This is a genomic window from Phreatobacter sp. GW821-FHT04C01 (genome assembly GCF_059420385.1).
The window spans coordinates 160,089-180,940 of sequence record NZ_JBWKTP010000011.1; the positions used below are offsets into that span (position 1 = coordinate 160,089).

Annotated in this window: 17 protein-coding genes and 2 tRNA genes; 8 read left to right on the top strand and 11 right to left on the bottom strand. The window is 66.4% G+C overall.

Translation table 11 applies throughout. The features are described from left to right. Positions 1-14: 14 nt before the first annotated feature. From AC07WJ_RS31330 to lon, 3 genes are all read right to left on the bottom strand, one after another. Positions 15-90: transfer RNA gene (locus tag AC07WJ_RS31330), tRNA-Val, on the bottom strand. A 127-nt stretch (positions 91-217) separates the two neighbouring features. Further along, a complete protein-coding gene (locus AC07WJ_RS31335) occupies positions 218-493 on the bottom strand; it encodes an HU family DNA-binding protein (RefSeq protein WP_494938641.1) in 276 nt (91 codons plus the stop codon). 196 nt (positions 494-689) lie between these two features. Then, entirely contained in the window at positions 690-3,116 is a 2,427-nt protein-coding gene (lon, locus tag AC07WJ_RS31340; protein WP_494938642.1) for an endopeptidase La, read from the bottom strand. Positions 3,117-3,726: 610 nt separating this feature from the next. Between lon and AC07WJ_RS31345 the strand changes: the two genes are divergently transcribed. After that, complete coding sequence (locus tag AC07WJ_RS31345) at positions 3,727-4,089, top strand: hypothetical protein (protein WP_494938643.1); 363 nt, start codon at positions 3,727-3,729, stop codon at positions 4,087-4,089. Between the two features lie 181 nt (positions 4,090-4,270). On the opposite strand, the gene clpX is transcribed toward AC07WJ_RS31345, so the two are convergent. From clpX to AC07WJ_RS31365, 4 genes are all read right to left on the bottom strand, one after another. Continuing rightward, the gene (clpX, locus tag AC07WJ_RS31350) at positions 4,271-5,527 is read right to left on the bottom strand and encodes an ATP-dependent Clp protease ATP-binding subunit ClpX (protein WP_494938644.1); all 1,257 of its coding nucleotides are present in this window, start codon (positions 5,525-5,527) and stop codon (positions 4,271-4,273) included. 279 nt (positions 5,528-5,806) lie between these two features. Then, on the bottom strand, positions 5,807-6,442 hold the full coding sequence (gene clpP, locus AC07WJ_RS31355; protein WP_494938645.1) for an ATP-dependent Clp endopeptidase proteolytic subunit ClpP: 636 nt from the start codon (positions 6,440-6,442) through the stop codon (positions 5,807-5,809). Positions 6,443-6,617: 175 nt separating this feature from the next. Further along, positions 6,618-7,973 carry a trigger factor gene (gene tig / locus AC07WJ_RS31360; RefSeq protein WP_494938646.1) on the bottom strand — a complete coding sequence of 452 codons (1,356 nt, stop codon included), beginning with the start codon at positions 7,971-7,973 and terminating at the stop codon, positions 6,618-6,620. Between the two features lie 51 nt (positions 7,974-8,024). Next, positions 8,025-8,109: transfer RNA gene (locus AC07WJ_RS31365), tRNA-Leu, on the bottom strand. 261 nt (positions 8,110-8,370) lie between these two features. Between AC07WJ_RS31365 and AC07WJ_RS31370 the strand changes: the two genes are divergently transcribed. Then, complete coding sequence (locus AC07WJ_RS31370) at positions 8,371-9,741, top strand: multicopper oxidase family protein (RefSeq protein WP_494938647.1); 1,371 nt, start codon at positions 8,371-8,373, stop codon at positions 9,739-9,741. Here the strand turns inward: AC07WJ_RS31370 and AC07WJ_RS31375 are convergent. Beyond that, positions 9,705-10,682, bottom strand: a complete 978-nt coding sequence (locus AC07WJ_RS31375) for a LysR family transcriptional regulator (protein ID WP_494938648.1) — start codon at positions 10,680-10,682, stop codon at positions 9,705-9,707. The genes AC07WJ_RS31370 and AC07WJ_RS31375 overlap by 37 nt on opposite strands. Before the next feature lie 214 nt (positions 10,683-10,896). Here AC07WJ_RS31375 and AC07WJ_RS31380 point away from each other — a divergent pair, with 214 nt between their 5' ends. From AC07WJ_RS31380 to AC07WJ_RS31405, 6 genes are read left to right on the top strand one after another with little or no spacing between them, the layout of a single operon-like run. Beyond that, positions 10,897-12,132 carry an amino acid ABC transporter substrate-binding protein gene (locus tag AC07WJ_RS31380; RefSeq protein WP_494938649.1) on the top strand — a complete coding sequence of 412 codons (1,236 nt, stop codon included), beginning with the start codon at positions 10,897-10,899 and terminating at the stop codon, positions 12,130-12,132. Positions 12,133-12,142: 10 nt separating this feature from the next. Next, complete coding sequence (locus AC07WJ_RS31385; RefSeq protein ID WP_494938650.1) at positions 12,143-13,018, top strand: branched-chain amino acid ABC transporter permease; 876 nt, start codon at positions 12,143-12,145, stop codon at positions 13,016-13,018. Then, on the top strand, positions 13,015-13,995 hold the full coding sequence (locus tag AC07WJ_RS31390) for a branched-chain amino acid ABC transporter permease (RefSeq protein WP_494938651.1): 981 nt from the start codon (positions 13,015-13,017) through the stop codon (positions 13,993-13,995). Before AC07WJ_RS31385 ends, AC07WJ_RS31390 begins: the two co-directional genes overlap by 4 nt. A gap of 2 nt (positions 13,996-13,997) precedes the next feature. Then, a complete protein-coding gene (locus AC07WJ_RS31395; protein ID WP_494938652.1) occupies positions 13,998-14,720 on the top strand; it encodes an ABC transporter ATP-binding protein in 723 nt (240 codons plus the stop codon). Beyond that, positions 14,717-15,397, top strand: a complete 681-nt coding sequence (locus AC07WJ_RS31400) for a carboxymuconolactone decarboxylase family protein (RefSeq protein WP_494938653.1) — start codon at positions 14,717-14,719, stop codon at positions 15,395-15,397. The genes AC07WJ_RS31395 and AC07WJ_RS31400 overlap by 4 nt, the downstream gene beginning before the upstream one ends. A gap of 6 nt (positions 15,398-15,403) precedes the next feature. Then, positions 15,404-16,108 carry an ABC transporter ATP-binding protein gene (locus AC07WJ_RS31405; protein WP_494938654.1) on the top strand — a complete coding sequence of 235 codons (705 nt, stop codon included), beginning with the start codon at positions 15,404-15,406 and terminating at the stop codon, positions 16,106-16,108. 43 nt (positions 16,109-16,151) lie between these two features. Here the strand turns inward: AC07WJ_RS31405 and AC07WJ_RS31410 are convergent, their stop codons facing one another. From AC07WJ_RS31410 to AC07WJ_RS31420, 3 genes are read right to left on the bottom strand one after another with little or no spacing between them, the layout of a single operon-like run. Further along, positions 16,152-17,315 (bottom strand): efflux RND transporter periplasmic adaptor subunit, encoded by a 1,164-nt coding sequence (locus tag AC07WJ_RS31410; RefSeq protein WP_494938655.1) that lies wholly within the window; start codon positions 17,313-17,315, stop codon positions 16,152-16,154. 15 nt (positions 17,316-17,330) lie between these two features. Then, on the bottom strand, positions 17,331-20,489 hold the full coding sequence (locus AC07WJ_RS31415; RefSeq protein WP_494938656.1) for an efflux RND transporter permease subunit: 3,159 nt from the start codon (positions 20,487-20,489) through the stop codon (positions 17,331-17,333). Then, positions 20,483-20,719, bottom strand: coding sequence for a hypothetical protein (locus AC07WJ_RS31420; RefSeq protein ID WP_494938657.1), 237 nt, complete (start codon positions 20,717-20,719; stop codon positions 20,483-20,485). Before AC07WJ_RS31420 ends, AC07WJ_RS31415 begins: the two co-directional genes overlap by 7 nt. Between the last annotated feature and the right edge of the window lie 133 nt (positions 20,720-20,852).

The window sequence follows — 20,852 nt, forward strand, 5'->3', positions numbered from 1 at the left end:
TCTCGCAAAGGGAATGGTGGGCAGTGACGGGCTCGAACCGCCGACATCCTGCGTGTAAAGCAGGCGCTCTACCAACTGAGCTAACCGCCCGGACCGATCAAGCTCGCCATTTAGCCGCCCCGGCCCATCGAGGCAAGGGGCTCGTCTGATACCGGCCCCTGAAACGGCGAACGCCGCCGGGGGGCCCGGCGGCGCTCGCGAAGCACTGCTCGTTCCGTCAGCTGTTGACGGCGTCCTTCAGGCCCTTGCCGGCCGAGAACTTGGGCGCCTTGGAAGCGGCGATCTTCACCGGCTTGCCGGTGCGCGGATCACGACCGTCGCGGGCTGCGCGGTTGCTCACCGAAAACGCGCCGAAGCCAACCAGCTTCACGTCGCCGCCAGCCTTCAGGGTGGCCTCGATGATGTCGAACGTGGCATCCACGGCAGAACCCGCCTGCGCCTTCGTCAGGCCTGCCTTCTCGGCAACAGCTGCGATGAGTTCGTTCTTGGTCACGGCTTTTCTCCTTGATCTAGCCGGACCGGGAATCAGGGATTCCATTGCCGGCGAGGACGACATCCTGTGCCGTGTGATCGGGCGGAAATCAAGGCTGGCGCGGGTTTTCAACGCCTCAAAGCCATGAAATCCGGGGCTTTCAACAGAAAACCCCGGGCCAAGGCCCGGGGCTTTCAACAGTTTCAACCTGTGAGGCTCAGTGCGCGAGCGCAGCTGCCGCATCGTCATCGCCCGTCTTGGGCGATGCCACCGGCTCCGCGTCCTCGTCCCAGACGATCGGAACCGGCTGGCGGATGAGGGCGTGCTTGAGCACCTCGTCCATGCGCCCGACCGGGATGATTTCCAGGCCGTTCTTCACATTGTCCGGGATTTCCGCCAGATCCTTGGCGTTCTCCTCGGGGATGAGCACCACTTTCAGGCCGCCGCGCAGCGCCGCCAGCAGCTTCTCCTTCAAGCCGCCGATCGGCAGAACCCGCCCGCGCAGCGTCACTTCGCCGGTCATGGCGATGTCCTTGCGGATCGGAATGCCCGACATGACCGAGACGATGGCGGTGGCCATGGCGATGCCCGCCGACGGGCCATCCTTCGGGGTTGCCCCCTCCGGCACGTGCACGTGCACGTCGCGCTTGTCGTAGAGTGGCGGCTTGATGCCGTAGTCGATGGCCCGCGAGCGGACATAGGATGCCGCCGCGCTGATCGATTCCTTCATCACATCGCGCAGGTTGCCGGTCACCGTCATGCGGCCCTTGCCGGGCATCATCACGGCTTCGATGGTCAACAGCTCGCCGCCGACCTCGGTCCAGGCCAGGCCCGTCACCGCGCCCACCTGATCCTCGGTCTCCGCCATGCCGTAGCGATAGCGCGGCACACCGAGATAATCCTCGACCACCTTGGGCGTCACCTTGACCGTCTTCTTCTTGGTCAAAGTCAGGTCCTTCACGGCCTTGCGGACGAGATTGGACATTTCACGCTCGAGGTTACGCACGCCCGCCTCGCGGGTGTAGCGACGGATCACGGTCATCAGCGCTTCGTCGTCGATCGACCATTCCTTCTCCGCCAGGCCATGCTTCTTGATGGCGTTGGGGATCAGGTGCTTCTTGGCGATTTCGCGCTTCTCGTCCTCGGTATAGCCGGCGATACGGATCGTCTCCATCCGGTCCAGCAGGGCCGGCGGGATGTTGAGCGTATTGGCCGTGGTCACGAACATGACGCTCGACAGGTCGAAATCGACCTCGAGGTAATGGTCGTTGAACGTGGCGTTCTGCTCCGGATCCAGCACCTCCAGCAGGGCCGCCGAGGGATCGCCCCGGAAGTCCTGGCCCATCTTGTCGATTTCGTCGAGCAGGAACAGCGGGTTCGCCGTCTTGGCCTTCTTCATCGACTGGATGATCTTGCCGGGCATCGAACCGATATAGGTGCGCCGGTGACCACGGATCTCGGCCTCGTCACGCACGCCGCCGAGCGAGATGCGCACGAACTCGCGTCCCGTCGCCTTGGCGATCGACTTGCCGAGCGAGGTCTTGCCGACGCCGGGAGGACCGACGAGGCAGAGGATCGGACCGGTGAGCTTGTTGGCGCGCTGCTGAACGGCCAGGTACTCGACGATGCGGTCCTTGACCTTGTCGAGCCCGAAATGGTCGTTGTCGAGCGTCGACTGGGCCCCCGCGAGGTCCTTCTTGATCTTCGACTTCTTGCCCCAGGGCAGCGACAGCATCCAGTCGAGATAGTTGCGCACGACGGTCGCTTCCGCCGACATGGGCGACATCTGACGCAGCTTCTTCAGCTCGTGATGGGCCTTGTCGCGGGCTTCCTTGGACAGCTTGGTCCGCTTGATCTTGTCTTCCAGCTCGACCAGCTCGTCCCGGCCCTCTTCGTCGCCGAGCTCCTTCTGGATCGCCTTCATCTGCTCGTTGAGATAATACTCGCGCTGGGTCTTCTCCATCTGCCGCTTCACGCGGGTGCGGATCTTCTTCTCGACCTGCAGGACCGAGATCTCGCTCTCCATCAGCCCGAGCGCCTTTTCCAGGCGCTTGGCGACGTCGAGCGTCTCCAGCACGGTCTGCTTGTCGGAGATCTTGACCGCGATATGGGAGGCGACGGTATCGGCGAGCTTCGAGGCATCCTCGATCTGGCCGACCACCGAGACGATCTCGGGCGAGACCTTCTTGTTCAGCTTCACATAGCCTTCGAACTCGGTGACGACGGAACGCGCCAGGGCCTGGACCTGGACCTTGTCGCCGATCTCGTCGGCAACGACCGTGGCCTCGGCCTCGTAGAAGTCCTCACGGGTCGAATAGCCGGCGATCTTGGCGCGGGTGACGCCCTCGACCAGCACCTTGACGGTGCCGTCGGGCAGCTTCAGCAGCTGCAGGACGCTGGCCAGCGTGCCGATGTCATAAATCGCCTCGGGCGCCGGATCGTCGTCCTGCGCGTTCATCTGCGTGGCGAGCAGGATATGCGTTTCGGCGCGCATCACCTCCTCGAGCGCGCGAATCGATTTCTCGCGACCGACGAACAGCGGCACGATCATGTGGGGAAACACCACGATGTCGCGCAGCGGCAGGACCGGGAAGCTCTTCACTTCGCCGGGGGTGAGGGGCGGACGCTTCTTGGTCTCGCTCATGATGCTCTCGTCCTTTGCTCGACACGCCGCTGAAAACGGCCCTTATGGGCCCGTCCCGACACGGCGCTCGGATGATCCGGGGCATGGACCTGCTTGCCACATATGTCGCGCGGGGACGGCGGCGGGAATGAGGCCCTGCTGGGGAGCCGGTGCGGCAACCCAAAGGCGCTCGTGGCGCTTGGCCGACCCCTGGCATGAACCCTGCCCGGGGGTCTGTCGGTCACCATTAGGTGGCGGTGCACCCATGAGGTGTCAAGGCAGCCGATGGGGTCGTTTGTGCAGCGCCCACAAGTTGGCCGGCAGTCCCTGGGCGCATGGCTCGGTCCGGCGCCGCGGGATCGGCCGGCGCGGCGGCCCTCCGGACGCCGGTCACACGGCTGAAACAATCGCATTCGGCCGCCACATGACGTGGCGCGGCACGGCGAAACCCTGAAACATTCGGACCCTAGTCAATGGCCATGCCTCGACGAGGGGGACGGGCCGCCGGCCGAACCCGCCAGACCGCCGCATCCGCAAGGATCGCACCGGACCGGCGGCAAGGGACCGCAGCGACACGGCCAGGGTCTCGGCGCGGTCATTCGGCCCTACAAGCACCTCACGGGAGTTCCCCATGCACCGCCGCCTTCTCCTTGCATCCCTTGCCGCAGCCTCGGTGGTCGCCTCGACCGAAGCCTTCGCGCAGGCCCAGCAGAACTTCTCGCTGATCAACCGCACCGGCTTCCAGGTCAACGAGGTCTATGTCAGCCCGTCGGCCAACAACAATTGGGGCCGCGACATTCTCGGCGACGGCGTGATGCCGTCCGGCACCCGCCGCAACATCACCTTCCCGCGCCGGACCCAGGCCTGCATGTTCGACCTGCGCATCGTCTATGACGACGGCGACAAGTCCGAAGCCCGCGAAATCAACCTGTGCCAGGTGAGCAACGTCACCTTGACCTGGACCGGCCGCGGCACCCGTTTCAGCTACGACTGAGCCATCGCAGCCGACCCTTTCCTCCGCAGACCTCCACCTTCAGGCGGGCCCCCGGCCCGCCTTTCTTTTTTAGCCGCCTTCCGTTTTGGGACGGTCGCGGCGTCCTGGCCCCCGGACTGTGCCAAAATGAAAAAGGCGGGCCGAAGCCCGCCTTTCCGATCGTCCGTGGTCGCGCCGCGCCTCAGGCGCTCGCGGCCTTTTCCTTCTCCGAATAGATGTAGAGCGGGCGCGCCTTGCCCTGCACCACCTCATCCGAGATCACCACTTCCTCGACGCCTTCCAGGCCCGGCAGGTCGTACATCGTGTCGAGCAGGATGCTCTCCATGATGGAGCGCAGCCCGCGCGCGCCGGTCTTGCGGTCGATCGCCTTGCGGGCGACCGCGCCGAGCGCGTCCTCGTGGAACGACAGGTCGACATTCTCCATCTCGAACAGCCGCTGATACTGCTTCACCAGCGCGTTCTTCGGTTCGGTCAGGATCCGCTTGAGCGCCGACTCGTCCAGGTCTTCGAGCGTCGCCAGCACCGGCAGGCGGCCGACGAATTCCGGGATGAGGCCGTATTTCAAGAGATCCTCGGGCTCCACCTCGCGGAAGATCTCGCCGGTCCGGCGATCTTCCGGTGCCCGCACCTTGGCGCCGAAGCCGATCGAGGTGCCCTGCCCCTTGGTCGAGATGATCTTCTCGAGGCCGGCAAAGGCGCCACCGCAGATGAACAGGATGTTCGAGGTGTCGACCTGCAGGAATTCCTGCTGCGGATGCTTGCGGCCGCCCTGGGGCGGCACGCTGGCGACCGTGCCTTCCATGATCTTCAGCAGCGCCTGCTGGACGCCCTCGCCAGAGACGTCACGGGTGATCGAGGGATTGTCCGACTTGCGCGAGATCTTGTCGATTTCGTCGATATAGACGATGCCGCGCTGCGCCCGCTCGACATTGTAGTCGGAGGCCTGGAGCAGCTTCAGGATGATGTTCTCGACGTCCTCGCCGACATAGCCGGCTTCCGTCAGGGTCGTGGCATCCGCCATGGTGAACGGCACATCGAGGATGCGGGCCAGCGTCTGCGCGAGCAGCGTCTTGCCCGAACCGGTCGGTCCGATCAGCAGGATGTTCGACTTCGACAGCTCGACGTCGTTGTGTTTGGTCGCGTGGTTGAGCCGCTTGTAGTGGTTGTGCACCGCCACCGACAGCACGCGCTTGGCATGGAACTGGCCGATCACGTAGTCGTCCAGGACCTTGCAGATTTCCTTCGGCGTCGGGATGCCGTCCTTCGACTTCACCAGCGCGGACTTCGATTCCTCGCGGATGATGTCCATGCACAGCTCGACGCACTCGTCGCAGATGAACACCGTCGGGCCCGCGATCAGCTTGCGGACCTCGTGCTGGCTCTTGCCGCAGAACGAGCAGTAGAGCGTATTCTTTGCGTCGCTGCCGGCTTTGCTCATCTGTCTCTCCACGCGAACCCGCGAAACATGCGGGCTCTTTGATGCGAGGCATCCCCCTTTCGGGATCGCCTCCTGAGCTCTCGGATCCGGGCCTGTCCGCCCGCTGGTCGATTAGCCAACCATGGTGGCCCGACCCGGATCAAGAAATGATTAACGCTATTTCGTCACATGCGAGGGGCTGGTAAAGCCCGTCACACGCCATCGTGAGACTATGCAATCCTTGGGCCGCAGCATGTGTCCCAAAAGTGACACGAGCGCGGCGACCATGCACTGCCGGCCTCAGCTCTTGGTCGCGTCGGCCTCGTCGGGACGCTGCTCGATCACCTGATCGATCAGGCCGAACTCCTTGGCCTTGGCAGCCGACATGAAATTGTCGCGCTCGAGGGCTTCCTCGATTTCCTTGAGGCTGCGTCCGGTGTGTTTCACGTAGATTTCGTTCAGCCGCCGCTTCAGCTCCTTGACCTCTTCGGCGTGGATCAGGATGTCGGTGACCTGACCGCGATAGCCGCCGGAGGGCTGGTGCACCATGATGCGCGAGTTCGGCAGCGCCAGGCGCTGGCCGGGCGCGCCGGCGGTCAGCAGCAGGGAACCCATCGAGGCGGCCTGGCCCATGCACAGCGTGGTGATCGGCGGCTTGATGAACTGCATGGTGTCGTAGATCGACATGCCCGCCGTGACGACACCGCCCGGCGAGTTGATATACATGCTGATCTCCTTCTTCGGGTTCTCGGCCTCGAGGAACAGGAGCTGCGCGACGATCAGCGTCGCCATGCCGTCCTCGACCGGACCCGACAGGAAGATGATGCGCTCCTTCAGCAGGCGCGAATAGATGTCGTAGGACCGCTCGCCGCGGTTGGTCTGCTCGACCACCATCGGGACGAGATAGTTCATCAGGGTGTCGGCCGGATCTCGCATCGTCTTAAGTCCTCAAGGAGCCCATTCCGGCGTGTCTTTCGCCGATTCTCTTTGACGCAATCCTAACGGGATCGCGTTATCCAGGTGAACCCGATCCCCACCGAACGTGCGAAGGGGCCGCGTGGCGCGCGGCCCCTCACCGACCCAGGACGAAAGCTGAGGTCGCGGGGGCCGCTTACGCGGCCTCCTCGTCCTCGTTGTCCTTCAGGAGATCGTCCTTGGAGACGACCTTCTCGGTCACTTCGGCGAGTTCCAGGATGTAGTCCACGACCTTCTCCTCGAAGATCGGGGCGCGGAGCGAAGCAAGTGCTTCGGGCGTCTTGCGATAATAGTCCCAGACCTGCTGCTCCTGGCCAGGGAACTGACGGGCCCGCTCGACGACCGCGCGCGTCACTTCCTCGTCGCTGATCTTGATTTGGGCCTTGTCACCGATCTCCGCAAGGACGAGGCCGAGACGAACCCGCCGCTCGGCGATCTTGCGATAGTCCTCGCGCGCCTTTTCCTCGGTCGTGTCCTCGTCGGCGAAGGTCTTGCCGCGCGATTCCAGATCCTGCGTCACCTGGCGCCAGACGCTCTCGAACTCCTGCTCGACCAGGGTCGGCGGCAGTTCGAAGGCGTGCTTCTCGTCGAGCGCGTCGAGCAGCACGCGCTTCACCTTGCGGCGCGAGGCGCTGGCATATTCGTCCTTCAGCTTGTCGGTGATCGCGCCCTTCAGCTTCTCGAGATCCTCGAAGCCGACCATCTTGGCGAACTCGTCGTCGATCACGCGCTCGCCCGGCTTCTCGATGCTCTTCACCGTGGTGGCGAATTCGGCGTCCTTGCCGGCCAGCTGCTGGGCCATGTAGTTCGACGGGAACTTGACCTTGATCACCTTCTCGTCGCCGGCCTTGACGCCGACCAGCTGGTCCTCGAAGCCCGGGATGAACGAGTTCGAGCCGATCTCGACCTGGATGTCGTCAGCGGTGCCGCCGTCGAACTTCTCGCCGTCGATCGTGCCGACGAAGGAAACGGTCAGGCGATCGCCAGCCTCGGCCTTGCCCTTGGTCTTCGGCTCGAACGGACGGTTCTGCTTGGCCATGGTCTCGAGCATGGCCTGGATGTCGGCCTCGCCCGGCTCGACCACCGGCTTCTCGACCTTGATGCCCTTGAAATCGGCCAGCGTGATGGTCGGCAGCACCTCGAAGGCGACGGTGTAGTCGAGGTCGGCCTTGCCGTCGAACACCGCCTGGGCCTCGTCCTGGGCCTCCGGCAGCTTCACCGACGGTTCCATGGCGAGCTTGAAGCCGTTCTCGTCGATGATTTTCTTGTTGGCTTCGCCGACCAGTGCCTCGATGGTCTCGGCGAGCACCGACTTGCCATAGAGCTTCTTCAGGTGCTGCACCGGCACCTTGCCGGGACGGAAGCCGTTGATGTTGACGCGCCCCTTGAGGTCGTCGAGCCGTGCGTCGGCGCGCGCGGCGAGATCGGTCACGGGAACCACGACGCGGAATTCGCGCTTCAGACCTTCGGACAGGGTGGCTGTCACCTGCATGGCTCAGTTTCTTTCGTGTTCGTGGTCTGTGGACCGGTCCCGATCGGTTGGTGGTGCGGGCGGAGGGACTTGAACCCCCACGGCTTTCGCCACGGGAACCTAAATCCCGCGTGTCTACCAATTCCACCACGCCCGCCGAGGGCCGCTCGAAAATAGCTTCTCGTCCCGGTAGGCGCAGACCGCCACCGGGCGCGGCCTCTTAGCACCGGGTTTTCCCGCATGCATCAAAAAAATGACAGCCGCGCGGACTTGGCGCGGGATAGCCCGCCGCAAGGCGTCGCCCGTGCGGCCGGTGGCTGCGCCGAAGCGACGCAATACGAGCCCCGCCCCCCGGGGCGACCGGCAGGTTCAGCCCATGATAAGAGGGAGGCCGATTCAAGCCGAGGCAGAGCGCTCCATGCCCTTTTCGACGTGCATCAGCCGCCGCCGGGCGCTTCAGGGGCTCGGGCTTGCCGCCGGCCAGGCGCTGCTCGCAACCGCGGCGGGCCGGCCGGCGCTGGCGCAGGCCGGGCCGCGCACGCTGACCGCCATGCGCGGCGAAGCCAGGCTGCGTGGCCCGGACCTGCCGGCCACCCCGGTCTGGGGCTATGACGGCGTCAATCCCGGGCCGACGCTGCGCGCCCGCCGCGGCGAGGCGTTCCGGCTGCGATTCGTCAACGGCCTGGACGAGCCGACGGCCCTGCACTGGCACGGCATGCGCCTCGACAACCGCATGGACGGCGTGCCCGGCCTGACCCAGCAGGCGGTGGCGCCGGGCGCGAGCTTCGACATCGCCTTCACGCCGCAGGATGCCGGCACCTTTCTCTATCGCCCCTGGCACCCCGAGTTCGGCGCCGGACAGATGGGCCGCGGCCTCGCCGGGCTCCTGATCGTCGACGGCCCGAGCCTGCCGACCGCCGACCGCGAGCTGACCCTGGCGCTCGACGACTGGGCGCTCGACGGCTCCGGCGCCATTGCCGAGCCCGGCTTCGTGCTGGAGCCGCAGGCGGCCCCCGGCGTCGCCGGCCGCCACCTCACCGTCAACGGCCAGCCTTCGCTCACCATCGCGGCGCGCGCCAATGAACGGATCTGGCTGCGCATCGCCAATGCCGCCCATGCCCGCATCATGCAGTTCACCATTCCGGGCCAGCCCCTGACGCTGATGGCGCTCGACGGCCAGCCTTGCGAAACCTTTCTGCTGGAACAGGCCCGCGTCGTGCTTGGCCCTGGCCAGCGCGCCGAGGTCATGCTGGATGTCACCGGCGCGCCGGGCACGCAGGTGCCGCTGGAGGTGACCAATTTCGCCGGGGCGACGCTCGAGGGCACCCTGGCGATTTCGGCCGACGCCCCTGCCCGGCCGGAGCCGCTCGGGGCCCCGCCGCCGCTGAGCCCCAATCCGATCGCCCAGACCATGGAATTCCAGCGCGCCTTCCGGCTCGACCTCGGCATCGAGCCGAGGCCGGCGGGCGCCACCGCCTTCAACGGCCGCGCCGACCGGGCGCCCGGCCCTCAGCCGGCCTTCAAGGTGCGCCGCGGCACGGTCGTCATGGCCGGTCTGCGCAACGACACCAGGGTGTTCCAGGCGGTTCACCTGCACGGCCACCAGGCGCGCCTGCTTGACGGACTCGACGACGGCTGGAAGCCGTTTTTCCTCGACACCGTCATGGTCGCGCCCGGCCAGACCGCGCGCATCGCCTTCCAGGCCGACAATCCCGGCAAATGGATCATCTCGGCCCAGGCGATCGGCGACGATCAGGGCCCGCTGGTGGCCTGGTTCGAGGTGAGTTGAACCGACCCCGCGGGCAGACCGGCGGTCGCGCCGTGCACCGGCGCCGCCGCCACCAGATGCTTCTTCAGATGCGTCTCCAGGAATGTCTGGAAGGCCTGGATCTTCAGCGGCCGATGGTTGCGGTGGGCGCAGAGCACGTGCAGCGGCATGGCCGGCCCGGCCCAGTCGGGCATGGCGCGCACCAGCCGTTTGGCGGCAGGGTCGCTCGCCAATAGCCAGCCCGGCAGCAGGGTCAGTCCGAACCCGGCCATGCAGCGCGCCATCAGGGTTTCCGCGTCATTGGCGATGAAGTCGCCCTGCACGCCGACCGAGCGGATCACCCCGTCCCGGGCGAAGCGCCAGACCTGGACCCCGCCGCTCGAGGCGAAGCACAGGCAATTCTTGTCGGCGAGGTCGAGCGGCTCGACGATCGGGCCGACCCGGTCGAGATAGGCGCGGCTGGCGACCAGGCGCTGCTCGACATGGCCGAGCATGCGGCTCGGATGGTCGCTGTCCGAGATCCGGCCGACGCGCACCGCGATATCGACCCCGTCGCCCGCGAGATTGACCAGATTGTTGTTCATCAGCAGCTCCACCCGGGTCTTCGGGTAGCGCTCCAGGAAGGCGTGGACGATCGGCGCGATCACCACCCGCCCGAGCGTGGTCGGACAGGCCACGCGGATCAGGCCGACCGGCTCGGCCTTCCGGTGCCGGATCTCGGTCTCGCATTCGTCGAGCGCGCCCAGGATCGCCGCGAGCCGGAGGCGAAACCGCTCTCCCTCCTCGGTGACCGTGACCGAGCGCGTGGTGCGGCGCAGCAGCTGGACGCCGAGCTGCGCCTCGAGGCCGGCGACCAGCCGGCTGACATGCGACTGCTGCAGGCGCAGCTCCTCGGCCGTCCGGCTGAAGCTGGCGGTCTCGGCGACGCGCAGAAAGGCGCGATAGGCCTGCAAGGTGTCCATTTATGCAGAGCTTACATAAATCCAATGCGGCATCCAGTCTTTATCGGCCGTCATGGCATCGTCATCCTCCGCTTCCGTGCAGGGGCAGAAGAGATCCTCCGCCAGGCCGAACATGGGGCGAACACCATTCTCCGGCGGGCTCCTTCGGATCCTCGGCACATGGCGCGCGAAACGCGCCTGGCCGTGACCTTTGAGGGGCTTTGAGGGGATTATGATGCTGAACCGCCGTTCGATCCTGAAACTGAGCAGCGCCGCCGTCGCGGCGCCCCTGGTGACCGGCCGCGCCCTGGCGCAGACCACCGACACCATCGTCATCGGCGGCTCGGTGCCGCTGTCGGGACGCGCGGCCGAAACCGGTCTCAACGTCAATAACGGCTATCTCACCGCGCAGAAATTCTTCAACGAGGAATTGGGCGGCGTCGAGATCGCCGGCAAGCGCTACAAGATCGAGGTCAGGCTGTTCGACGACGCCTCCGACCCGGCCCGGGCCTCGACGCTGATCCAGCGCCACCTCGACCAGAACGTCGACTTCTTTCTCGGCTCCTTCGGAAGCAACATCGTCCTGCCGACCGCGGCCATCGTCGAGCGCGCCAGGAAGCCGATGATGCAGACCGGCGGCGCCTCCGACCAGATCTATACCCAGAACTACAAGAACATCTTCTGCATGTTCCCGCGCGCCTCGCGCCAGCTCTACAACACCGTCGAATATTTCAAGGTGCTGAACCCGGCGCCGAAATCGATCATGGTCGCCATGTCCAACGACGCGTTTTCCAAGACGCTGGCCGAAGGCATGATCGCCTATGGCAAATCCAAGGGACTGCCGATCAACGACGTCCTGACGCTGCCGGAAAACATCACCGACGCGTCGAACCTGGTGAACCAGGTGCGGGCCAAGAAGCCGGATGTGCTGCTCTGCACCACCCACGACCAGAACTCGCTCCTGATCGCGCGCCAGCTGATCTCGTCGAATGTCGACGTGCCCCTGCTCTACCTGTCGCTGGGGCCGCAGCTGCAGAGCTTCCGCGAGGCGCTCGGCGCCTTTGGCGAGGCCCTGTTCTTCCAGCAGTTCTGGGACGAGCGCGCGCCCTACAAGGACGCCTTCTTCGGCTCGGCGCAGCAGTTCGCCGACTATTACCGCAAGCATTTCACCCGCGACATCGCCTATCACACGGCATCGGGCGCCGCCTGCATCGTCGCTTATGTCCATGCCATGAAGGCGGCCAATTCGCTCGATCCGCAAAAGGTCCGCGACGCCCTGGCGGGCCTCGACGTGGACTCGCTCTATGGCCGGATCAAGTTCACCGCGGATGGCGACGGCGACCCGATCCTGCTCGGCTCGACCGTCGGCCAGGTGCTGAAAGGCAAGCCCGAGGTGATCTTCCCGGAGGCGGCCAAGACCGCGGCGGCGGTTCATCCGGCGCCGACCTGGGCCTCGAAGCGCGCCCGGTAAGGCGATCCCCATGCTGTCATTGCAAACGCTTGCCGACGGGCTGGTGCTCGGCGGCCTGTTCTCGCTCGCCGCGGTCGGCTTCTCGCTGCTCTTCGGCGTGCTCGGCGTGGTCAATCTGAGCCACGGCGCCTTCGTGCTGATCGGCGGTTATGCCGCCTGGTCGATCTGGCATTTCACCGGCCTCGACCCGCTGGTGGCGCTGCCGGCGATCATGCTCGTCATGTTCGGCCTCGGCTATCTGTTCCAGCGCACGGTCATTCAATGGGCGACGCAGCGTGCCAGCCTGCTCGCCTCCATGCTCCTGACCTATGGCTGCGCGCTGATGATCCGCAACGCGCTGGTGCTGGTCTATTCACCCGACTTCAAGAGCATCACCCCGTCCTATGCCTTCGACGCGCTGAATTTCGGCGAGGTCACGCTCGGCCTCACCCGCGTCGCGGCGCTGGCGGTCAGCGTCGTCCTGCTCTGCCTCCTGGCGGCGACCTTGCGCTTCAGCAGCCTCGGCCGGGTCATCCGCGCCACTGCCCAGCAGGAGCAGGCCGCGGCCCTCTGCGGGGTCAATGTCCGCCACGTCTTCGCCATGACCTGCGGCCTGTCCGCGGCCTTCGCGGGGGCTGCCGGCGTGGCGATCGGCCTCGTCATGCCGTTCTCGCCGCCCGACGAAACGCTGTGGACCGTCAATGCCTTCGTGGTGGTGACGCTCGGCGGCATCGGCAGCCCGGCGGGCGCGCTGATCGGCGGCCTGATCCTCGGCATCGTCAACACGACCACGGCCCAGCTCGTCGGCGCGGCCTTCCCCAACGCCATGATGTTCCTGTTGCTCGTGCTGATGCTCATCGCCCGCCCCGCCGGACTGCTCGGCCACAGCTTCCGGGGGTCGCGATGATCGGCTTCGTCTCGCCGCGTGCCGCCTGGACCGGCATTGCCGTCACGGTGGCCGGCGCGCTGATCCTGGCGCTGCTGCCGCTGATGCTCGCCCCCTATAGCGTGCGGGTCGGCCAGTTGTTCATCCTGGCCGCCGGCCTCGCCGTCGCCTGGACCATTCTCGGCGGCTTCTCCGGCTACTGGAGCTTCGGCAACTCCGCCTTCGTCGGCACCGGCGCCTTCGTGGCGGCGCTGACCCAGGCGGCGATGCCGGCGGCCGCCCCCTGGGCCGCCTTCACCGCCGGGCTGGTGGCGGCGCTGGTCGCCAACGGCCTGCTCGCGCTGATCATCGCCTGGCCGATCCTGCGCCTGCGCGGCATCTATTTCGCCATCGCGATGCTCGGTGTCAGCCAGGTCTGCTACGAGCTGATCAGCAATGTCGACGCCTTCCGCGGTGCGATCGGCCTCAATCTCGTCGACATCGTGCCGCGCGGCGTCAGCCCTGAGAATTTCTACTACTGGGCGCTGCTCGGCTCGACCTTACTGATCGTCATCGCCGCCATTTGCGTGCGCCACGCGCGCATCGGCTACGGCCTCTTGGCGATCCGCGAGGACGAGGACACGGCCCGCATGCTCGGCGTGCCGACGACGCGCTACAAGATCCAGGCCTTCGTCGTCTCGGCCATGCTCACCGCGCTGATGGGCGTCGTCTATGCCCAGAACCTCGGCTACATCACCGGCAATTCGGTGTTCCGCAACGAGTTCAATCTCAACGTCATCGTCTATTCGCTGCTCGGCGGCATGGGCACGATCGTCGGGCCGATCCTCGGCGCGGGATTGATGACGCTGGTCACCCAGGTGCTGCTCGGCGAGCTCCTGGACATCCACATGTTCATGACCGGCCTGCTCATCGCCGTCCTGGTGCTCGCCGCGCCGAACGGGCTGATCGGCCTCTATGACGGCTATCGCCTGCGGGCGAAGCGGCGCCGGGAGCAGTGATGATGGACAGCCCCATTCTCGCCGTCTCCCACCTCAGCAAGTCGTTCCGCGGCCTGAAGGCGATCCAGGACGTGTCGCTGTCGGTGCCCAAGGGCTCGATCTGCAGCCTGATCGGGCCGAACGGCGCCGGCAAATCGACCTTCTTCAACCTGTTGACCGGCTATTTCCCGCCGGACCAGGGCCGGATCGTCTTCGAGGGACGCGACATCACCGGCATCTCGCCGGAGCGCATCGCTCAGCAGGGCGTCGCCCGGGCGTTTCAGATCGCCAAGCCGTTTCCGGCCATGTCGGTCCTGGAGAACGTCCGCATCGGCGCGTTGTTCGGCCGCACCGGCCCGCGCGACGTTCAGGCGGTGACCCGCCATGCCGTCGACATCGCCGGCCTGAGCGACCTCGCCGGCCGCGAGGCGCGCGAGCTGACGGTTGGCCAGTTGCGCCGCCTGGAAGTGGCGCGCGCGCTCGCCGCCCGCCCGTCGCTGCTGCTCGCCGACGAGCCCTGCGCCGGCCTCAACCACACGGAGACGGCCGAGATGGTCGACATCCTCCGCCGCATCCGCGACGCCGGGGCGACCGTTCTCCTGGTCGAACACGACATGAGCGCGGTCATGCGCGTCTCGGACATCGTCATGGTGCTCGAGACCGGCGTGCTGATCGCCGAAGGGACACCTGAAGCGGTGACGCGCGATCCGCGCGTCATCGCCGCCTATCTGGGAACCGACGAATGACCTTCATCAAGAAGCAAGAGATGACCGCCGAAGCGCGCAAGGCGCGCGGCGCCGAGGCGCTGGCCAAGGCCCAGGCGACCCGGGGCTACCTGCTGCCCTATCACCGCATGCTCTGCGCCCACGATCCCGACCTGATGGAGGCCTATGACGCCTATTACCGGGAACTGACGCTGGTCGAGCGCAGCTTCACCTATTTCGAGCGGGAAGTGGTCTGGCTGGTGCTGCTCGCCTCCGCCCGCGAGGCCTATGGCGACATCCACATGCCGCGCGCCGAGGAATCCGGCCTGACGCGGGCGCAGATCCACGACTGCATGGCGATCGCCGGCGCGGTCGAGGCCTTTCCGGTCATGGCCTTCTCGACCAGCTGGTCGCGCTGGGTCGATACCGGCGAGATCGAGGCCCGTTACGCCAGGATCGTCGAGGCCGCGCGCGGCGACCTGCCGGAGCTGATCGCCGAGATCGCGCTCATTGTCGGCCATGCCGCCCGCAAGTCGCGCGACGGCATGCGTTTCCACCTCAAGCGTGCCTTCGCCCTGGGCGCCAGCGCCGCCAAGATCGCCGAGGGTGTTTCCTATGTGATCCTGCCCTGCGGCGGCCCGGTCCTGGTCGATGCCTGCAATGTCTGGGACGAGCTGGCGCGCGAAGGTGTCTGCCCGCCGCCATGGCACGTGGACTGATCCGCCATGCTCGAGGTCCATGAGATCAGTTATGCCTATGCCGGAGCGGTCGCGGTCCGCGACGTCAGCCTGACCGTGGCCGAAGGCGAGATCGTCGCCCTGCTCGGCGCCAATGGCGCCGGCAAGAGCACGACGGTCCGGATGATCGCCGGCGCGCTGCGGCCCCAGCATGGCCGCATCGTCTTCGACGGACAGGACGTCACCCGCACCGAATGCCACGACATGGTGCCGCTCGGCGTCGCGCTCTGCCCGGAGGGCCGGCTGATCATGCCGCAGATGAGCGTCTACGAGAATCTGCTGATGGGCGGCTACGTCCAGAAGAACCGCGCGCTGCTGACTGAGGCGCTGGACGAGATGTTCGCGATCTTTCCCCGGCTCGCCGAGCGCCGCCGGCAGCTGGCCGGCCTGATGAGCGGCGGCGAGCAGCAGATGCTGGCGATCGCCCGCGCGCTGATGAGCCGCCCGAAGCTGCTGATCCTCGACGAACCGTCGCTGGGTCTGGCGCCGAAACTGGTGCGCGAACTGTTCGACCTCATTGGCGAGATCAACAAGCGCGGCACCGGCATTCTGCTGGTCGAGCAGAATGCCCGCCAGGCGCTGCGCATTTCGCACCGCGCCTATGTGCTGGAAAAGGGCCATACGGCCCTGAACGGCCGGTCGCAGGACCTGATCGACAACGACGCCATTCGCAGCGCCTTTCTCGGCATTTGACCAAGCCCGGCGGCCGGCCCGCGGCCGGCCACGCCTGATGCGCCTAAGCCGCCGGTGCCGGGGCAGCCGCCGGCGGGCGCGGCGGCAAGGGCGCGACCGGCATGCCGGGGAAGATTTTCTGCAGGTTGCCGCTGATGATCTGGTCGGTCTCGCGGATCCCCTTGACCACCGCGACGAGGTCGCCGTCGATCGGGCCGAGCTCGACGAGCCGGATGCCGACCTTGCCCCCCTCCTCGATCACATAGACGAACTTGCCGAGCTGGTTGGAGCCGATCGCCACCTGCGGCACCAGCAGCATGTCACGCCGCTCGCCGATCACCAGCCGGACATTGACATATTGGCCGGGCAGCAGGGCCAGGTCGCCATTGTCGATCGTCGCGCGGGCAACGATGGTGCCGGTCGCACGATCGACGCTGTTGTCGATGAAGGTCAGCTCGCCGCGGTGCCGGCCCTGGGTTTCGCCGGGCACGCGCACCTGCGCCTCGATCTTGCCGACCGCCCGCGCCTTCTGGATCTCGACCAGGTCGGTCTCGCTCGGATTGAAGGTCACGTAGATCGGGGCGAGCTGCACCAGCGTGTTGAGCGGCGTTCCGGCCGCGCTGATCAGCGTGCCGGCCGGCGCCTGGTTGCGTCCGAGGCGCCCGGTGAAGGGCGCGCGGATCTCGGTATAGCTGAGATTGAGCTCGGCGCCGCGCACGGCCGTGCGTGACATGGCGAGCTGCGCTTCGCCCTGGCGCACCGAACTCGTGCGCTGTTCGAACGAATCCCGCGCCAGATAGCCGTTGCGGGCGAGCTCGTTGCCGCGATTGAGGTTGGAGCGCAGATATTCGAGCGACGCGGCGTCCCGGTCGACCTGGGCGTTGGCGCTGTCGAGGGCCACCTGATAGTCGCGCTGGTCAATCTGGTAGATCAGATCGCCTTCCTTGACATCGGTGCCGTCGGCCCGGCTCTGCACGCCCATATAGCCGGTGATCTTCGCCTGCAGGACGACGTTGCGGATCGATTCCGTGCGTGCCGCATAGTCGAGATAGATCGGCATCGTCCGCTTGACCACCGCCGCCACCGGCACCGGCATGGCCTGCGCCGCCGGGCCTGGCGCCGCCGCGGCACGCTCGACGCCGGGCTGGTGACGTAGGACGAAATAGGCGCCGGCCGCCGCGGCGACCGCCACGATTGCTACGCTGAACCTGACTTTTCCAAGGGGCATGGGCAATTTCCCGTCTTATTCCGCGGCCTGGGCATGGCCGGTCGCCCCATGCGGGGGCGCTCCGACCGGATGCTTCAGGGTCTTCTCACGCCACTGTTCGATCATCGCATAGAACACCGGCACGAATACAAGCGTCAGGATGGTCGCGACCAGCATGCCGCCGAACACCGCCGTTCCCAGCGACTGGCGGCTGGCAGCACCCGCCCCGGTCGCCAGCATCAGCGGCACCACGCCGAGGATGAAGGCGAAGGCCGTCATCAGGATCGGGCGGAGCCGGAGCCGGGCCGCCTCGGTCGCGGCATCGATGATGCTGAGCCCCTCTTCGCGGCGACGCTTGGCGAATTCGACGATCAGGATGGCGTTCTTCGCCGCCAGCCCGATCAGCATGACGAAGCCGATCTGCGAATAGACGTCGAGCTGCAGGCCGCGCAGCCAGATCGCCAGCAGCGCCCCGAACAGCGCGAGCGGCACCGACAGCAGTACCATGAACGGCATCGACCAGCTTTCATATTGCGCCGCCAGGATCAGGAAGACGAAGACGATGGCGAGCGCGAAGACGACGATGGCGATCGAGCCGGCCTTCAGCTCCTGGAAGGTGATGCCGGTCCATTCGAAACCGAAATCGCGTGGCAGGGCGGTGGCCGCCGCCCGTTCCATCGCCACCACGGCCTGGCCCGAGGAGAAGCCCGGCGCCGCGCTGCCATTGATCAGGGCCGAACCGTAATTGTTGTAATGCGTCACGGTCTCCGGCCCGACAATGGGCTGCAGCGTGCCGAGCGTCGACAGCGGCACCATGGCGCCCGAGGCGTTGCGGACATAGAGCCGGGTCAGGTCGGCGGCGGCCGCGCGCGCGCCCTGGTTGGCCTGCAAGGTGACGCGGAAGGTGCGGCCGAACAGGTTGAAGTCGTTCACGTAGAGCGAACCGAGATAGATCTGCAGCGTGTTGAACACGTCGGGCAGGTTGAGGCCGAGGAGCTTGGCCTTGTTGCGGTCGAGGTCGTAGCGGAACTGCGGCGTCGAGGTCGAGAACGTGCTGAACAGGGTCTGCGGATTGAGCTCCGGCTGCTTGCGCGCCTCCGCCAGCAGCGCCTGCATGGCCTCGTTGACGGCGGCGGCACCGCGCCCGGAGAGATCCTCGAGCTGGAATTCGAAACCGCCGGTGGCGCCGAGGCCCTGGATCGAGGGCGGCTCGAAGGCGAAGACCAGCGCCTGCGGCACGCCGAACAGCTTGGGGCGGACGCCATTGACGATGTCGGTGGCGCTGAGGCCCGGCCCACGCTCGTGCCACGGCTTGAGAATGGCGAACAGCACGCCGGAACTCGACTGCGCCGCGCCGGTCAGGAAGTTGAAGCCGCTGATCGACATCACCTTGTCGATGCCGGCCGTCGCCAGCAGCGTGTCGCGCACCTGTTTGGACACCGCGTCGGTGCGCTCGAGCGAGGCGCCGTCGGGCAACTGGACCACCGCGAAGAAATAGCCCTGGTCCTCGACCGGCAGGAAGGTCGAGGGGATGCGTGTCGAGATCCAATAGGTCGCGCCGATGACCACCGCGAACAGCGCGAGCACCAGCCAGCGCAGCCTGACCAGCCCATGAACCGAGGCGGCATAGCCGTGCGACAAGCTATGGAAGCCGGCGTTGAACCATCGGTAGAGGAAGAAATTGCTCGGCGGACGATGGCGCAGGAAGGCCGCCGACAAGGCCGGGCTCAGGGTCAGCGAGTTGAAGGCGGAGATGCCGACCGAGATCGCCACCGTCAGCGCGAACTGGTTGTAGAGCTGGCCCGCGACGCCCGGAATGAAGGCGACGGGGATGAACACCGCCATCAGCACCGCTGTCGTGGCGATGATCGGGCCGGTCACCTCTTTCATCGCGAGCTGGGCCGCCTCCAGCGGCGGATGCCCCGCCTCCAGCTGCCGCTCGACATTTTCGACCACCACGATGGCGTCGTCGACGACCAGGCCGATGGCCAACACCATGCCCAGCATGCTGAGCATGTTGATCGAGAAGCCGAGCATCAGCATCACCACCATGGTGGCGATCAGCGAGACCGGAATGGCGATGACCGGGATGATCGTGGTGCGCCAGCTCTGCAGGAAGATGAAGACGACCGCGACGACCAGGATCAGCGCCTCGAGGAGCGTCTTGACGACGTCTTCCATCGCGGCCGCGACGAAGCGCGTGGTGTCGTAATGCAGGCCGTATTCCACGCTGCGCGGGAAACGGGCCTGCAGCTCCCTCATCTTGGCTTCGACGTTCTTCTGCAATTGCAGCGAGTTCGAGCCCGGCGCCTGGAACACGCCGAGCACCACGGTGGGCTGCTCGTTGTAGAAGGCCGTCGACGAATATTGCAGGGCGCCGAGTTCGATGCGCGCCACGTCGCGCAGCCGCACCACCGAGCCGGCGGCGGCATTGGCGCGCACGACGATATTGCCGAATTCCTGCGGATCGCTCAGCCGCCCGGCGGCATTGACCTGCATCTCGAAGGCGGTGCCCGATGGCGTCGGCGGCTGGCCGATCTTGCCGGCGGCGACCTGGACGTTCTGCTCGGCCACCGCCTGCTGCACGTCGACGGCGGTGATGCCCAGATTGGCCAGCTTGTCCGGATCGAGCCAGATGCGCATGGAGTAGCGCCGCTCGCCGAAGATCAGCACGTCGCCCACCCCCGGCACGCGCTTTAGCGGATCGACGACCTGCAAATAGGCGAAATTGCTGAGCGCGATCGGGTCGACCGAACCGTCCGATGAGGTCAGGTTGACGATCAGCACGAAGTTCGGGTTCTGCTTGGTGATCGACACGCCGCCCTGGTTGACGATGCCGGGAAGGGCGGAGGCGGCCTGGGACACGCGGTTCTGCACGTCGACCGCGGCGATCGCCAGGGGATAGCCGACATCGAAGGTGACGGTGATGCGCGAGGAGCCGTCATTGGAACTGGCCGACGACATATAGGTCATGCCGGTGACGCCGTTGATCGCCTGCTCGAGCGGCGTGGTCACGGTATCGGCGACGACCTGGGCGCTGGCGCCGGGATAATTGGCGCTGACCACCACCTGCGGCGGCGTGATGTTGGGAAACTGCGCCACCGGCAGCAGGAAATAGGCGATCGCGCCGGCGAGCACCATGATGACGGCGATCGACGACGCGAAGATCGGGCGGTGGATGAAGAAATTTACCATGGTCCGGCCCCGTTCCGGCAAGCAGCGGCCGCGCAGAGATTGGCAAGCGTCCGGGCCACCGATGGCGTCGCGGCGGCAAGAGTGCGCTGCGATTCGCCGAGGCTTGCCGTCTGCCGCGCCAGCATGGCCCTCAGCCGGACCGGATCGACGCGATCGGCCCGCATGACGGCGCGGATCATCGGATCGTCGAGCAACTGATCGACGGTTAGCTCCTTGCGGTGTGACGCCATAAGCCCTGTCCTGCCGAAAACTGCCTTGCACTCGGCCGCAACGCGTCTACAGGCCCCCCTGAGCGCGCGCAATGAGTGCGTCATCCGCCCGAGCCATAACCCGAACGACCCCTTGACCGGGCCACTCCAATAC

Coding starts and splice junctions, on each gene's coding strand:
- lon (WP_494938642.1), bottom strand. CDS start 3,116: ATGAGCGAGACCAAGAAGCGTCCGCCCCTCACCCCCGGCGAAGTGAAG.
- AC07WJ_RS31345 (WP_494938643.1), top strand. CDS start 3,727: ATGCACCGCCGCCTTCTCCTTGCATCCCTTGCCGCAGCCTCGGTGGTC.
- clpX (WP_494938644.1), bottom strand. CDS start 5,527: ATGAGCAAAGCCGGCAGCGACGCAAAGAATACGCTCTACTGCTCGTTC.
- clpP (WP_494938645.1), bottom strand. CDS start 6,442: ATGCGAGATCCGGCCGACACCCTGATGAACTATCTCGTCCCGATGGTG.
- tig (WP_494938646.1), bottom strand. CDS start 7,973: ATGCAGGTGACAGCCACCCTGTCCGAAGGTCTGAAGCGCGAATTCCGC.
- AC07WJ_RS31370 (WP_494938647.1), top strand. CDS start 8,371: ATGCCCTTTTCGACGTGCATCAGCCGCCGCCGGGCGCTTCAGGGGCTC.
- AC07WJ_RS31375 (WP_494938648.1), bottom strand. CDS start 10,682: ATGGACACCTTGCAGGCCTATCGCGCCTTTCTGCGCGTCGCCGAGACC.
- AC07WJ_RS31380 (WP_494938649.1), top strand. CDS start 10,897: ATGCTGAACCGCCGTTCGATCCTGAAACTGAGCAGCGCCGCCGTCGCG.
- AC07WJ_RS31385 (WP_494938650.1), top strand. CDS start 12,143: ATGCTGTCATTGCAAACGCTTGCCGACGGGCTGGTGCTCGGCGGCCTG.
- AC07WJ_RS31390 (WP_494938651.1), top strand. CDS start 13,015: ATGATCGGCTTCGTCTCGCCGCGTGCCGCCTGGACCGGCATTGCCGTC.
- AC07WJ_RS31395 (WP_494938652.1), top strand. CDS start 13,998: ATGGACAGCCCCATTCTCGCCGTCTCCCACCTCAGCAAGTCGTTCCGC.
- AC07WJ_RS31400 (WP_494938653.1), top strand. CDS start 14,717: ATGACCTTCATCAAGAAGCAAGAGATGACCGCCGAAGCGCGCAAGGCG.
- AC07WJ_RS31405 (WP_494938654.1), top strand. CDS start 15,404: ATGCTCGAGGTCCATGAGATCAGTTATGCCTATGCCGGAGCGGTCGCG.
- AC07WJ_RS31410 (WP_494938655.1), bottom strand. CDS start 17,315: ATGCCCCTTGGAAAAGTCAGGTTCAGCGTAGCAATCGTGGCGGTCGCC.
- AC07WJ_RS31415 (WP_494938656.1), bottom strand. CDS start 20,489: ATGGTAAATTTCTTCATCCACCGCCCGATCTTCGCGTCGTCGATCGCC.
- AC07WJ_RS31420 (WP_494938657.1), bottom strand. CDS start 20,719: ATGGCGTCACACCGCAAGGAGCTAACCGTCGATCAGTTGCTCGACGAT.